Source organism: Bradyrhizobium sp. UNPF46, from assembly GCF_006658625.1.
Classification (GTDB): Bacteria; Pseudomonadota; Alphaproteobacteria; order Rhizobiales; family Xanthobacteraceae; genus Bradyrhizobium; species Bradyrhizobium nitroreducens.
Map to the genome: position 1 here is coordinate 1 of NZ_LFJB01000037.1, position 13,087 is coordinate 13,087.

Here is a 13,087-nt window from a genome sequence, read left to right on the forward strand (position 1 = left end):
CACTGTGCGAATCCTGCGTGACAAGAAGCTGCACAGCGGCATACAGGTGTAGCCAGGACATCCCGGCCTTCCCTGCGCAGTGGGTTGACGGCTTATGTCGTGCTCTCCCCGGGGAGCGTTGCACTATTGCCCCCGTCGCCTTGCGGATGGCTGATGCGCACGCCCGGTTGAGCAACACACATCACCACAAGACTTGGCGCACAGACCCCGGGCGCCAGGACCACACGATTTCGCCGTACGCCGATCGCACCGGTCGTGTGCGCGACGGCCTTGCTCACAGTTGCCTGCCCTGCAAAACCTCATCGCGCCGATACCATCGGCGTCCACCGCCGCCCGGCCCGCGTTCGTGACGATCGCGATACGCCCCTCTTCCTAGGGCCGGGTTGCGGCGACACATACGCCCTTTCCGAATTTCGGTAAAGTGGAATATTTTTGTCGACCCGCGTTGACCGGCATCTTGGGTGTTTTGCCCGTCGGGCACCGCAAGGGATGGTGTCGTCGCCCGGATCGAGCCTAGCCGGCCAGCTTCTCGATCACGAGATCGAGCAGCGCGCGCAGGCGGGCGAGCCGCTTCAGATCGCGATGATAGCCGACATAGGTGTCGCGGCCGGGCGGCGGCGTGCCGATGTCGAGCGCGGCCAGGCGGCGATCGCTGTCACCGAGCGGACGTGGCAGCACGGCAAGGCCGCCGCCGCGCGCGCAAAGCTCGGCCTGCACCTGCCTGTTGTTGCTGCGCGAGGCGACGTCCGCATGCGGCAGCATGCGCTTCAGCCAGACCGCGTCCGGCATGTCGGCGAACTCGGCATTCATGGTCACGACGCGAACGCCGCTGCCGTCGCCGGCGCGCGGCGGCTTGCTGCCCCTCCTGCCATAGAGCGCGTAGGGAACGTGCAGCAGCTTTCGCGAGATCACCTCGGGCTCACTGAACGGCTTGATGCGGAAGACCAGATCCGCCTCGCGCCGCGGCAGACTGTAGAGCCGCGCATCGGTCAGAAGCTCCACCGTCACGGCGGGGTGACGCTTGCCGAATGCGGCGATCACCGGCGACAGCATCACCGTGCCGAACCAATCCGACGACGACAGGCGCAGCACACCGTCGAGTTGCGTCTCGGCGCCGGTCGCGTGGCGTTGAAGCGCGAGCGCCTCGTCCTCGATCCGCTCGGCGTGACGCAGCACCGCGGTGCCCTCGTCGGTCAGCACGAAGCCATCCGCCGTCCGCTGGAACAGCGTCTGACCCAACGCCGTCTCGAGCGCGCGAAGCCGCCGTCCCATCGTCGGCTGGGTCTGGCCGATCTTGCGTGCGGCCGCGCCGAGCGTGCCCTCGCGCGCAATCGCCAGGAAGATGCGCAGATCGCTCCAATCCATCGGACAACCTCATACAAAAACGCACGACGATCGTACAACCTTGTTCCTTCTCATGCAAAAATTCATGGACATATTGGAGGCCGACAACGGAGAGAGACGATCATGACGACACAATCGACGATGCGAGCGGCCGTGCTGGAGGCTCACAACACGTCGCTGCGGCTCTCGACCATCTCAACGCCCGAGGTCGGTCCGCGTGAGGTGCTGGTCCGGGTGCGGGCCAGCGGGGTCAATCCGCTCGACACCAAGATCCATGCCGGCACGGCCGCGCATGCGCGCCATCCGCTGCCGGCGATTCCCGGGATCGATCTGGCCGGCATCGTCGAGCGCAGCGGGCGCGAGGTGACGCGGTTCAAGCCGGGCGACGAGGTCTATGGCATGACCGGAGGTGTCGGCGGCGTGCAGGGATCGCTGGCCGAATTCGCCGCGGTCGATGCCGATCTGCTCGCATTGAAGCCCGCCAATCTCAGCATGCGGGAGGCGGCCGCCCTGCCCCTGATCGTCATCACGGCCTGGGAAGGCCTGATCGATCGCGCGGGCCTGAAGGCGGGCCAGAGGGTGTTGATCCATGGCGGCGCCGGCGGCGTCGGTCATGTCGCGATCCAGATCGCGCGCGCCTTCGGGGCGAGCGTGTTCGCGACGGGCTCGGCGTCGCAGCGCGCCACCATCGAAGGCTTCGGCGCGGTGTTCGTCGATCGCGACAGCCCGGTCGAAGCCTATGTCGCACACCATACCGGCGGCCGCGGCTTCGACATCGTCTACGACACCGTCGGCGGCAAGGTGCTCGACGCCTCCTTTGAAGCGGTGCGGCGCTTCGGCCATGTGGTGAGCGCACTGGGCTGGGGGACGCACGCGCTCGCGCCGCTGTCGTTCCGCGCCGCCACCTATTCCGGCGTCTTCACGCTGCTGCCGCTGCTGTCGGGCGAAGGCCGCGCGCACCACGGGGAGATCATGACCGAGGCCACGCGCCTCGCCGAAGCCGGCAAGCTCGTGCCGCTCGTCGATGCGAGACGTTTCACGCTCGAGAATATCGGCGAAGCCTATGCGCTGATCAGGGATCGCGCCGCCAAGGGCAAGCTGGTCGTCGACGTCTGATCTGGTCGCCCGGATGGAGCGAAAGCGTAATCCGGGTTTTGTCCGACCAGGTGCAGCGTCCCGGATTGCACTGCGTTCCATCCGGGCTACGGGAAGGGCCCGCCGCTAGTCCTCGCTGGACGCTGCGGAGCGGCTGTGCAGATGGGCCTGCGACAACAGGAAGAACAATGCGCGCTCGCCATGATATTTGGCGGACGGCCGGGTGCGCTCGAAGCCGTCGGCAAAGATCTTGCCGGACTGGTCGCACACCTGCCATCGCCAACCAAACCGCTTGCGCCTGGTGAGGATCACTTCGAACATGCCGACGAGCTTGGTCCCCTGCTCCTTGCCGGTCCCGCAGACCCACGAGCCTGCTCCGGCCTCCTCCAATAGACGGATGCCCGACATATAACGCAGCGGGATGGAAAGAGAATAAAATTGATGATCGGAAATAAGTATCTTGCACCGACTGTGATGAACGTGCGGCGCGCGGGGAATAAGCGTTGACCAGCGGTGTTTGCTCGGCCCGGAACGGCAATTGCTTCGCCGCTACCCGTATTCAATACCGTACACAGAGCGCGAAGATCGGCTGTCGGCCTCGCAATTGACGGCAAGCGGTAACAGGAGATGCACGATGATGCGCGCAGTGAGAAGCCGCCATTTGACGTCGAGCCGGACTTGATCCGGCAGGCAGCCGCGCCGCCCTAGCGCGCGACGACTTCCACTTCGCCGTCGACGCCGTTCACGACGTTGAAGCCGCGCTCGTAGACCTTGCCCTCGTTCTTGGCGATGGCGCGGTATTCGCCTTCGGAGAGCACCACGCGCGGGAAGGCGCCGATCGATTCCTTGATGACGTCGCCGCCGGGTGTCAGCACCGACCAGGCGGTGTTGGCGAGCGCCTCGCCGCCCTTGTCGCTGACCAGCTTGAGCGTGATCACGGCGGCGCGGTGGGTGATGGTGACGTCGGTGAGCTTGCCGGCCTGGACGCGGATGTCCGAACGCACCACCGAGTTGGCGTCGCCATAGTTGGAGATGATGTAATAGGTGCCTTCCGGGATCAGCACGACGTCGCCGGCGGCGACGTTCGGCACCAGGGAGGCGCGCTCGCCGGATTCGAACTGGCTACCCTTGTAGATCGCGAACGAGATCTGGTTCTGCGGGATGCGGCTGGTGCCGACGCGGCCTTCGATGCGCAGGCCCCCCGCCGGCAGCACGAAGGATTCGCGGTCGGTCTCGGCCTTCAGGCTGACGGTGCGCACCGCGCTGACGAGGCCGAAGGCGACGTGCACCACGTAATTGCCGGGCGGCAGCACGATGTTCGGCGTGGCGTTGCGGTCTTCGCGGATCAGCTTGAAGGTGCCGTTCTCGTCGGGACGGTCGGCGAACACGCGCCAGACCAGGCCGCTGGTGATCGGCGGCGTGTCCTTGCCGTATTTGGCGGTCAGCGACAGCACGCCCTGTCCGGGCACGGCGGCATTGAGCGGCGCGGCCGGGGGCACGGTGGAGACCGCGGGCGGCGGCATGCTGGGAGTCGCCGGCTGCATCAGGGTCGGCGGCAGGCTGGGGGGACCGGCGCCCGGCCCGCCGGGCGGAGCCAGATTGATGGCGCCGCCGGGGTCGGGCACCGATGCGGGGGGTACCGGCGGCGGACGATCGGAGAAAAGCTGCGCCTGCGCAGTGTTTTGGCCTGAGGTAACGAGGCACGCGGCAAGGATCAGCGCCGGCAGCAGCCTGCCGCTGCGCCGCCATCCGATGATGCCGTCACTCCCGCGTGTCATGCCTCCTGCTTTTCACTGAAAACGCGGCAAATTCAAGCCTCTGAAACCCCAGGAAATACGGGTCCCCGGATCGATGGAACCCAGTTGACGCCTGCGTGATTAGTCCTGAGGCAACCGCCCCTCGCCATACTCCTGCCCGGTGCCCTCTCCAAAGCGGCATAAACCATGCTTCGCGCCCGGGATGGCGGAGTGCGAGTGCGGTGCCTAGTCTGACGATACGGGCCTGGCCCCGGCGTAGGAGAGTTTCGGTGCTGGACATCTTGAAGGGGCGCGGCGCAAACGGCTCGAGCGGTGAGAAGATTGGCCTTGGCCCCACCCGCCGTCCCGTCATCGGCCTCGCCCTCGGTGGCGGCGCGGCGCGCGGTTTTGCGCATATCGGTATCCTCCGGACCCTGCTCGCCAATGGCATCGTGCCCGATGTCGTGGTCGGCACGTCCATCGGCGCCGTGGTCGGCGGCCTCCATGCCGCCGGCCGGCTCGAGACGTTCGAAGAATGGGGGCGCAGCCTGCAAGGCATGCGCAACATCATCGGCTATCTCGACATCCGCCTCAACGGCTCCGGCCTGCTTGGCGGCGAGAAGCTGGCGACCCGCCTCGAAGAGGCGGTCGGGCAGACCCTGGTCGAGGACCTGCCGGTCAAGTTCGCGAGCGTGGCAACCGAGGTCCGCACCGGCCACGAGATCTGGCTGACGCGTGGCCGCGTGGTCAATGCGATGCGCGCGTCCTACGCCCTGCCCGGCATCTTCTCGCCCGTCCTGATCGGCGATCGCTGGCTGGTGGACGGCGCGCTGGTGAATCCCGTGCCGGTCTCGGCGGCCCGTGCGCTCGGCGCCGAAATCGTCATCGCTGCAAATCTTTCCAGCGACATCTTCACCCATTCCACGACGATCTATTCGCACGGCGCGATGCCTGCGCCTGTTACGCCGGAGGCCGAGGAGCCGACCGCCAAGCGGCGCTTTCCGCGCCTGTTCTCACCCGAGAAGACCATGAAGCGCGAGTTCTTCGGCAGCGCCGGGCGCCCGGGCATCTCCTCGGTGATGGTCGATGCCTTCAACATCATGCAGGACCGCATCACCCGCGCCCGCCTCGCAGGCGATCCGCCGGACCTGCTGATCTCGCCCCGGGTCGGCCATTTCGGCTGGTTCGACTTCCATCGCTCCGAGGACCTGATCGCCCACGGCGCGCGCGCAGCCGAGCGCGCGCTGGACTCGATCCAGGAGGCGATCGACGTGCTGGCGCCGGCGCCCGCGGGCCACGCGCCGAAGGCGGACGAGCAGGCCTGATCAGGCCGTCTTGATGTAGTCGCGCAGGGCTTCCTGCTCGTTCTCGTATTCCTGGACGCGGCGCTTGACGATGTCGCCGATCGAGATCAGGCCGACCACCTTGCCGTTGTCGACCACGGGCAGATGGCGAAACTTGCCAGTCGTCATCGTCTCCATGAGCTCGGCGACCGTGTCGGTCTCCTTGCAGGTGACGACCTTGCGGGTCATGACCTGGGAGACCGGCTCGTCCAGCACCGCCGCGCCGCGCTCGCCGAGCACGCGCACGATGTCGCGCTCGGACAGGATGCCCTCGAGCCGGCTCTGGTTCATCACCAGCACCGCGCCGATCTTCTTCTCGCCGAGCAGTTTGACCGCGGCAGCCAGCTTCGCGTCGGGCTCGACGCTCATGATCTGGTGGCCCTTGGTATTGAGAATGGAACGTACCGTCATTGTCGCCTCCCTGAATCCGAGCCGTCCACCCGTGGGCGGTCCGGACCTGTTCTTCGAGTCTTCAACTAACAGTCTTGCTTGGCGCGGGTTTCACGCTCGCGCGCTTTGCGAGGCGCGGCTAGGGCCGTCGCTTCGGAAACATTCTTCGCGCAAATGATGGATGAATTCGGGCCGCGCCGCAAGCGCCGCTTCAGATACGGTCTGAAACGTCCTGTGATGACGCATCCGCAGCATCGCTTCGCACGCGCGGCACGGGATCGAACAGGGTGAACAGCAGCAGGCCGGCGAAGAAGCCGCCGATATGCGCCTGCCAGGCGACGCTCGTGGTTTCGGAATCGACGCCGATTGCACCGACGCCGAAGATGATGTTGACGCCGAACCACACGGCGAGGAAGCCGACCACGCGCCCGTCGCGCAGCGCGCGCGACAGCGGCAGCGCCGGAACCCTCGCGGCGGTATCGGCATCCGATCGGTTGAACGACAGGAAACTGCCGCGGACGAAGGCGAAGCGGATCGCGGCGGCCATCGCGCCCGACACCGAGGCCGAGGCGCCGATCATCGGCGCCACCGCATGCTCGTGGGTGGCGAGATGGGCGAGCGCGCCGGCCGCCGCCGTCACCGCGAGAAACAGGAAGAACCTGACGGCGCCAAAGCGCCGCGCCAGCGCGCTGCCGAACGGCAGCAGCCAGAGCACGTTGAAGCCGAGATGCGTCAGATTGGCGTGCAGCAGCGAATAGGTGACGAACGTCCAGACCTTCGCGCCGGCGCCGCCGGGGATCTGCAGATTGAGCAGCGAGGAATCGTAGCGCTTCGGGATGAAGCCGAAGACGTCGATGGTCCAGTTCTCCAGCTCCGGCGGCAGCAACACCCGCAGATGGATCACCGCCAGCAGGAGGACATAGGCGGTCAGCGCCACAGGCAGCGTCAGAATCGGCTCGCGCGGGGCCTCCTCATGGACGACCTGTTGGGCGGCCGGCAGCCCCGGCTGGGAATCTTGCGAGGAATCGTGCGGCGGGGAATCCAAGGCAGCTTCGCTTTCAGGCGCGATCGGAGCGATCCCCTTGCAGATAGTCGCCTTTCCCGGCCTTGCGCAAGTGCACAAAAGGAAAAGGCAGGGCCCTGGGAAGCCCTGCCTGTCCGTGTCGGCCTTTCCGCGCCTTGGGAATGAAGGTGTATCCCCACCCCTCCCCGGCCCGTGGCCAAACTGTTTGACGCCCTGTGTACAGACCCCGCCGAGAACCTGGAGAAAGCGGCGAGGCTTGCGACTGCGATCACCATAGCAGCGGCGCGGCGAACGGAAAGCCGATAGTTAATTTAACGTTAACACCGCAAAGACCGGCTTAACGGAGGCGAAAACGCCCCCGCGGCATGGACGCTGCAAATCCCCTCCTGCACAACAACACAGGGGATCGCGGGTGCACTGAAGCGGGACAGCTCTGTCCCTTCGAGGTTGCACCCCGGGATAAGCGTTCAGACATGAAACATTCGTCGAGCCGTGCGTTCTTCGCGTACTGGGACAAGAAGCGCGGCGCTGCGCGGGCCCCCGACAGGGCCGACATCGATCCGGCCGCCGTCCGCGGCCTGCTCGGCGACATTTTCGTCCTCTCCTGCGAGCCCAATCTCGGCTTTCCCTTCCGCGTCGCCGGCACGCGCGTCTGCGCGCTGGCGGGGCGCGACCTCAAGGACCAGAGCTTTGCGGCGCTGTTCGCCGAAGCTAGCCGCAGCGAGATCGAGGAGATCACGACCATCGTCGCCGACGAGACGCTGGGTGCGATCGCCGGCGTCACGGCCGCGCGCGAGGACGGCAGCAAGGCCTATCTCGAGCTGTTGCTGCTGCCCTTCAACGCCCGCCCGCACACGCCGGTGAGCGTGACCGGCGTGCTCGCGCCGTTCGACGACGAGTGCGGCGCGCTTTCGGCCTTCACCCTCACCTCCTGGCGCTATCTGCACCAGCCGGAGAAGCTGCTGCCGCGCGCGATCCGCAAGCTGCAGATCGCACGTGGGCTGATGGTGTATGAGGGACTGCGGTAGGTCCCACTGCGTGACAATTGATCGCGCCGATGCGCGCGACCGTTTTTGCGGGATCTGCGTCATTCCTGATCGTGCTGCGAACGGGTAGCTTCCGCGCGGCGAGAAGCAACGACGATCGGGTGACATCTCATGAGCTGGCGCATTCTGGCATGGAGCGCGCTCGGCTGCGTGGCGTTGCTCGCAGTCATCGGCGGAACCTGGCTGTTGCTGCTGCCCGGCGCGCCGGCTCAGGGAACCGCGCCTGCGATATCCAAAGACGAAACCGAGGCGACGCTTGCGGCGCTGAAGCCGCCCAGGCGCAAGCGTCCCGTGATCGCCATCGTCGGCATCAACGACATGACCGAGACGACCGACTATCTGATGCCATACGGCATCCTCGCGCGGGCCGATGTCGCCGACGTCCTCACATTGTCGACGCAGCCTGGCCCCGTCACGCTCTTTCCCGCGCTGAAAGTGCAGCCGCACGCAACCATTGCCGAGTTCGATGCGGCCCATCCCGACGGCGCCGATTACGTGATCGTGCCCGCGATGAGCCGCGAAGACGATGCCGCGGCCTTGCAGTGGATCAGAAGCCAGGCCGGCAAGGGCGCGATCGTCGTCGGCGTCTGCGTCGGTGCCATGGTCGTTGCCAGCACCGGGCTGCTGGACGGCAGGCAGGCCACCACGCACTGGTATTCCGTGCGCGACCTGCGGAAGCATTCGGCGATCCGCTATGTCGCGGATCGCCGGCTCGTGGTCGACCGCGGCGTTGCGACCACGACCGGTATCACCGCATCCATGCCGATGGCCCTGACCCTGGTCGAGGCCATCGCCGGCCGCGCCAAGGCGGAGGCGGTCGCCCGCGAGATCGGTCTTGCGCACTGGGATGCGCGCCACCGCAGCGCGGCGTTCAAGTTCACCCGCCCCTTCGCGCTGACGGCGATCGCCAACACGCTCTCATTCTGGAACCGCGAGCAGCTCGGCATTGCGCTGACATCTGGCGTCGACGAGGTCTCGCTTGCGCTCGTCGCTGATGCGTGGTCGCGCACCTATCGCTCGCGTGCCCTCACCTTCGCCGCCGCGGCCGAACCGACTACAAGCCGCGGCGGTCTCCGCATCCTGCCCGACAAGGTCGCGGCCGAGTGGCCGGCAAAGCTGACGCCGCCGGCCGCATTCGACCTGCCGCCGGCGCGTGCGCTGGACCGGACGCTGCACGACATCGATGCGCGCTACGGGGCGCGCACGGCCGACTTCGTCGCGATGCAGCTGGAATATCCGAGATAGCGCCGCGACCGCGCGCCTGACGTCGCGAACGACAGCCGGCGCGCGATGCGCATTTACGGCATCGCCAGATGCCAGGCGCCGTTCAGGAAACCGTCGCCGGTGATGTCGCCGGGCTTGGTGTCCTTGGCGAAGGTGTAGAGCGGCTTGCCCTTGTAGGCCCACTGCCTGGAGCCGTCGTCGCGGGTGATGATGGTGTAGCCGTCGCCGGCAGCGTCGCTCGCCTCGGCCTTCAGCACCGGCCAGTTGGTCGCGCATGGGCCGTTGCAGGCGGACTTGCCGTCCGCGTCCTTGTCGAAGGTGTAGAGCGTCATGCCCTTGGCATCGGTGAGGACGTTGCCCTTGTCGGTCTTGCCGGTCTTGGTCGGCGGTGCGGCGAAGGCGGCGGGAACGATCGCGAGCGAGATTGCGAGCGTGAGCGCGAGGCGGATCGGGGACGTCATGATATCTCCTGTCATGCAATTGGCTTGCATGGGGTAGGACGCCGCGCCAAGCGTCCTATTCCCAAGACGGCGACGAAGATATTTTTCGCTGCGCGCGACTGCGCGGTGGAATAAACTGGATGATGTGACGGAACCGCAGATCGAGATGAGCAAGCTGCATTGGCGCCCGGCGCGGGTATCCGACGTCCGCGCGATCGTTGCGATCGCCGCACAGATCCATCCCGATCTGCCGGAACGCCCCGAAGTGTTCATGGAGAAGATGCAGCTCTATCCTCCCGGCTGCCGCGTGCTCGCGTCGGAGGATGCGGTCGCCGGCTACGGCCTCGCACATCCCTGGACGCAGCATCAGATCCCGCCGCTCGACGGTTTCCTCGAACGGCTGCCCGAGAATGCGGACTGCCTCTACGTCCATGATGTCGCCGTGCTGCCGGACCGGCGCGGCGGCGTTGCACGCGATTACATTGCCGGGATTGCGGAGCTGGCGCGGGCCTCCGGCATCGCGACGCTCGCACTGGTCTCGGTCTACGCCACCCGGCCGCTATGGGAGCATCTCGGCTTTCGCGCCGTTACCGCAGATGCGGCGCTGCGTGCGAAGCTCGCCTCCTACGGCGAAGGCGCGACCTATATGCTGCGCGACCTCACTGCGACGTAACGTCCCTCCCCGGCCAGCCGGCGGGCTCACGCGGGCGTGAAGCCGCCCTCTCGAACCGGATCAGGACGGGCTCCGTCGAACGGATGTGCGAGCCGTTCCGGTCTCGCCGAACCGAGGCTGGAGAATATCCATGAAGCTCACTTTGTCGAAAGTTGCTTTGCTTGCATGCGTTGCGACGAGCGCCTTCGCCGCAACCGGTGCCAATGCGGCGCCCCACCGAACCGACGGCTGCCAGTTCGGCCTGTTCGAAAGTTGCGGCATCATCGCCGAGACCCAGAATCCGGGCCGCGCACGCCGCGTCGTCGTTCGTCTCACCAACGATACGTCGCCGACCTACATGAAGCAGACTGACCCGCGCTACAGCTCGTCGATGCGCGACGGCGGCGGAGGCGGTGGTGGTGGTGGCGGCGGAGGTGGCGGTGGTGGCGGCGGCGGTCGCTGAACGCACACCTGACCTTTCAGATGATGCCGCCGGTGCCATCCGGCGGCATCATTGCCGTCCGCACTGAGCGACGGCGGTTCAGCCGCGATGCTTTTTCTTCTTCGGCTTTTTTCCCGGCGCACCCTTCACCGGCCACGGCGTGACCGACGGCTCCGCGCGGACCTGCTTGTCGCGATTCTTCTTTTTCTTTGCAAAGGACGGCGCATCGTCGAAACGAGGTGCGCGCTCGCCGGGCGGTTTGCCGCGTGGCTTGAATTCGCGCGGCTCGTCGCGGCGTTCGCGATGATCGCCATCGTCCCGCTCGCGCCCGGGCGCGTGGGACCGCTCTTCCGCAGGCGCCTGTTGCTGTGGCGCGCCCGCCATCGGCTCGAGGCGGATATTGTCCTCCTTGTCCGGACGCTTGATCTTGACGGCGAAGGACTCCGCGACCCGCTCGGAAATTTCGAACTCGGTCGTGGTGTCCATGATCTTGATGGCGCCGATATCGCCCTTGTCGATGCCGCCACGACGGCAAATCATCGGCAGCAGCCAGCGCGCTTCAGCGTTCTTGCGTCGTCCGATATTGGCGCGGAACCAGACGGTGGCCTCTCCCATGCCGTGACGCGGCGAGGATTTGCCTGGCTTCGATCGCGGCCCCGCCGGGCGATCGTCGCCGCGTGAGCTGCGGCCGTCGTCGCGCGGCGTGCGAACATTGTCGCGACCGCGATCGTCACGTGACCGGGCGGGTCGCTCACCGGGATCGATGATGTCCTCCGGCGACGGCAGCCGCGCGCGATAGAGCCGCGCCAGCGCAGCGGCGATGTCCTCGGCAGACCGCTCGGCGAGCAAGGCCTGCGCCAGCGCCAGATCGTCGGGCGTGGTCTCCTCGGTGAACAGCACGTCCTTCATGCGATCGTGGTCGAGCTTGCGGATCTCCTCCGCCTGCGGCGCGGTGGCCCAGGCCGCATCGATCCCGGAGAGATTGAGCAGCAGCTCGGCGCGACGACGCCGTGCCGGCGGCACCAGCAGGACGCTCGTGCCCTTGCGGCCCGCGCGCCCTGTGCGCCCCGAACGATGCTGCATCACCTCGGCGTCGTTGGGCAGGTCGGCGTGAATGACGAGGTCAAGGCTCGGCAGGTCGATGCCGCGCGCGGCAACGTCGGTCGCGACGCAGACGCGGGCGCGGCCGTCCCGCAGCGACTGCAGCGCCATGGTCCGCTCGTTCTGCGTCAATTCGCCCGAGAGCGCGACCACGGCAAAACCGCGCTCCAGCAGTGCCGCCTGCAAGTGCCTGACGTTGTCGCGCGTGCTGCAGAAGACGAGCGCGCTCGGCGCCTCGTAGAAGCGCAGCACGTTGACGACGGCATGCTCGACGTCGGCGGGCGCGATCCGGATGGCGCGGTACTCGATGTCGGCGTGGCCGCCTTCGTCGCCTGCAACCTCGATGCGGAATGCATCATGCTGATACTGCTTGGCCAGCGCGACGATGCCGCGCGGGAACGTCGCGGAGAACATCAAGGTGCGGCGCGTCTCGGGCGTCGTCTCGAGGATGAACTCCATGTCCTCGCGAAAACCGAGATTGAGCATCTCGTCGGCCTCGTCGAGAACGACGGCCTTAAGTTCAGAGATGTCGAGGCGGTTGCGCCGCAGATGATCGCAAAGACGGCCGGGCGTGCCGACGACGATGTGCGCGCCGGCCGCAAGCTCGCGCTGCTCGCGGCGCGGGTCCATGCCGCCGACGCAGGAGACGACGCGCCCGCCGGCATGTCCATAGAGCCAGGCAAGCTCGCGCTGAACCTGAAGCGCCAGCTCGCGGGTGGGCGCCACGATCAGGGCGAGCGGCGCGCCGGCCTGCTCGAACCGCTCGTCCTCGCCGAGGAGATTTTTGGCGATCGCAAGGCCATAGGCTACGGTCTTGCCGGAGCCGGTCTGCGCCGAGACCAGCAGGTCGCGGCTGGTCGCTTCGTGGGCGAGCACGGCGAGCTGGACGGGGGTCAGTGAATCATAGTTCCGCTCGGCCAAAGCTTGGGCGAGCGGCGGGGTCAGGGCCGGAAGAGACACGAGATGGGAAACCTTGGTTAATTCAGGCGCGGCAAGCCGGGGCGCCTGAGGCTGGCGTGCGCGGCAATCGGCCCGGCCGCACGCTGGATTGTTCTGGCCGCTCTTTACGCCAAGTGTCCGGGAATCACCATGCCTTTGATGCATGGCTTGACGAAAAGCACCGCGCCTGAAGGTTGCAGCGGATCTTTGCGCCCGCTTCTAGAACATTTTCGGTTCTGATTGAATCAGAACCGAAGCTCTAGATTCTTGTTTTGACGCGTTTTCTTCACGCGAACCGGTGTCCACTTCGC

At 66.7% G+C, this 13,087-nt stretch carries 13 protein-coding genes; 6 read left to right on the forward strand and 7 right to left on the reverse strand.

Going from position 1 to position 13,087, the window contains the following annotated elements; translation table 11 throughout:
- Positions 1–513 precede the first annotated feature (513 nt).
- Complete coding sequence (locus UNPF46_RS15700; protein WP_142250604.1) at positions 514–1,365, reverse strand: LysR family transcriptional regulator; 852 nt, start codon at positions 1,363–1,365, stop codon at positions 514–516.
- Between the two features lie 102 nt (positions 1,366–1,467).
- On the opposite strand from UNPF46_RS15700, the gene UNPF46_RS15705 reads away from it, so the two are divergent.
- Positions 1,468–2,460, forward strand: coding sequence for a zinc-dependent alcohol dehydrogenase family protein (locus UNPF46_RS15705; RefSeq protein ID WP_246668666.1), 993 nt, complete (start codon positions 1,468–1,470; stop codon positions 2,458–2,460).
- Positions 2,461–2,565: 105 nt separating this feature from the next.
- Here the strand turns inward: UNPF46_RS15705 and UNPF46_RS37515 are convergent, their stop codons facing one another.
- Both UNPF46_RS37515 and UNPF46_RS15715 read right to left on the reverse strand, forming a co-directional pair.
- Positions 2,566–2,847, reverse strand: a complete 282-nt coding sequence (locus UNPF46_RS37515) for a hypothetical protein (protein WP_246668667.1) — start codon at positions 2,845–2,847, stop codon at positions 2,566–2,568.
- Between the two features lie 296 nt (positions 2,848–3,143).
- Positions 3,144–4,217, reverse strand: coding sequence for an RgsD C-terminal domain-containing protein (locus tag UNPF46_RS15715; RefSeq protein WP_142250605.1), 1,074 nt, complete (start codon positions 4,215–4,217; stop codon positions 3,144–3,146).
- Between the two features lie 248 nt (positions 4,218–4,465).
- On the opposite strand from UNPF46_RS15715, the gene UNPF46_RS15720 reads away from it, so the two are divergent.
- The gene (locus tag UNPF46_RS15720; RefSeq protein WP_181769954.1) at positions 4,466–5,500 is read left to right on the forward strand and encodes a patatin-like phospholipase family protein; all 1,035 of its coding nucleotides are present in this window, start codon (positions 4,466–4,468) and stop codon (positions 5,498–5,500) included.
- Here the strand turns inward: UNPF46_RS15720 and UNPF46_RS15725 are convergent, their stop codons facing one another.
- Both UNPF46_RS15725 and UNPF46_RS15730 read right to left on the reverse strand, forming a co-directional pair.
- Positions 5,501–5,929, reverse strand: coding sequence for a CBS domain-containing protein (locus UNPF46_RS15725; protein ID WP_142250607.1), 429 nt, complete (start codon positions 5,927–5,929; stop codon positions 5,501–5,503).
- Positions 5,930–6,119: 190 nt separating this feature from the next.
- Positions 6,120–6,953, reverse strand: a complete 834-nt coding sequence (locus UNPF46_RS15730; protein ID WP_502705490.1) for a rhomboid family intramembrane serine protease — start codon at positions 6,951–6,953, stop codon at positions 6,120–6,122.
- Positions 6,954–7,405: 452 nt separating this feature from the next.
- On the opposite strand from UNPF46_RS15730, the gene UNPF46_RS15735 reads away from it, so the two are divergent.
- Together UNPF46_RS15735 and UNPF46_RS15740 are read left to right on the forward strand one after the other, a co-directional pair.
- Positions 7,406–7,960: a PAS domain-containing protein gene (locus UNPF46_RS15735; RefSeq protein ID WP_100176081.1), complete on the forward strand. Its 555-nt coding sequence runs from the start codon at positions 7,406–7,408 to the stop codon at positions 7,958–7,960.
- 129 nt (positions 7,961–8,089) lie between these two features.
- Positions 8,090–9,223: a DJ-1/PfpI family protein gene (locus UNPF46_RS15740; RefSeq protein ID WP_142250608.1), complete on the forward strand. Its 1,134-nt coding sequence runs from the start codon at positions 8,090–8,092 to the stop codon at positions 9,221–9,223.
- A gap of 53 nt (positions 9,224–9,276) precedes the next feature.
- On the opposite strand, the gene UNPF46_RS15745 is transcribed toward UNPF46_RS15740, so the two are convergent.
- The gene (locus UNPF46_RS15745; protein WP_181769955.1) at positions 9,277–9,663 is read right to left on the reverse strand and encodes a COG4315 family predicted lipoprotein; all 387 of its coding nucleotides are present in this window, start codon (positions 9,661–9,663) and stop codon (positions 9,277–9,279) included.
- Between the two features lie 145 nt (positions 9,664–9,808).
- Between UNPF46_RS15745 and UNPF46_RS15750 the strand changes: the two genes are divergently transcribed.
- Entirely contained in the window at positions 9,809–10,315 is a 507-nt protein-coding gene (locus UNPF46_RS15750) for a GNAT family N-acetyltransferase (protein WP_142250609.1), read from the forward strand.
- Between the two features lie 130 nt (positions 10,316–10,445).
- Entirely contained in the window at positions 10,446–10,757 is a 312-nt protein-coding gene (locus UNPF46_RS15755) for a hypothetical protein (RefSeq protein ID WP_142250610.1), read from the forward strand.
- Between the two features lie 78 nt (positions 10,758–10,835).
- On the opposite strand, the gene UNPF46_RS15765 is transcribed toward UNPF46_RS15755, so the two are convergent.
- The gene (locus UNPF46_RS15765; protein WP_142250612.1) at positions 10,836–12,797 is read right to left on the reverse strand and encodes a DEAD/DEAH box helicase; all 1,962 of its coding nucleotides are present in this window, start codon (positions 12,795–12,797) and stop codon (positions 10,836–10,838) included.
- Between the last annotated feature and the right edge of the window lie 290 nt (positions 12,798–13,087).

Excerpts from the sequence above, each read along its gene's own strand:
- UNPF46_RS15755 (WP_142250610.1), top strand. The coding sequence starts at position 10,446 with ATGAAGCTCACTTTGTCGAAAGTTGCTTTGCTTGCATGCGTTGCGACG.
- UNPF46_RS15735 (WP_100176081.1), top strand. The coding sequence starts at position 7,406 with ATGAAACATTCGTCGAGCCGTGCGTTCTTCGCGTACTGGGACAAGAAG.
- UNPF46_RS15700 (WP_142250604.1), bottom strand. The coding sequence starts at position 1,365 with ATGGATTGGAGCGATCTGCGCATCTTCCTGGCGATTGCGCGCGAGGGC.
- UNPF46_RS15740 (WP_142250608.1), top strand. The coding sequence starts at position 8,090 with ATGAGCTGGCGCATTCTGGCATGGAGCGCGCTCGGCTGCGTGGCGTTG.
- UNPF46_RS15745 (WP_181769955.1), bottom strand. The coding sequence starts at position 9,663 with ATGACGTCCCCGATCCGCCTCGCGCTCACGCTCGCAATCTCGCTCGCG.
- UNPF46_RS37515 (WP_246668667.1), bottom strand. The coding sequence starts at position 2,847 with ATGTCGGGCATCCGTCTATTGGAGGAGGCCGGAGCAGGCTCGTGGGTC.
- UNPF46_RS15705 (WP_246668666.1), top strand. The coding sequence starts at position 1,468 with ATGACGACACAATCGACGATGCGAGCGGCCGTGCTGGAGGCTCACAAC.
- UNPF46_RS15715 (WP_142250605.1), bottom strand. The coding sequence starts at position 4,217 with ATGACACGCGGGAGTGACGGCATCATCGGATGGCGGCGCAGCGGCAGG.
- UNPF46_RS15725 (WP_142250607.1), bottom strand. The coding sequence starts at position 5,929 with ATGACGGTACGTTCCATTCTCAATACCAAGGGCCACCAGATCATGAGC.
- UNPF46_RS15750 (WP_142250609.1), top strand. The coding sequence starts at position 9,809 with ATGAGCAAGCTGCATTGGCGCCCGGCGCGGGTATCCGACGTCCGCGCG.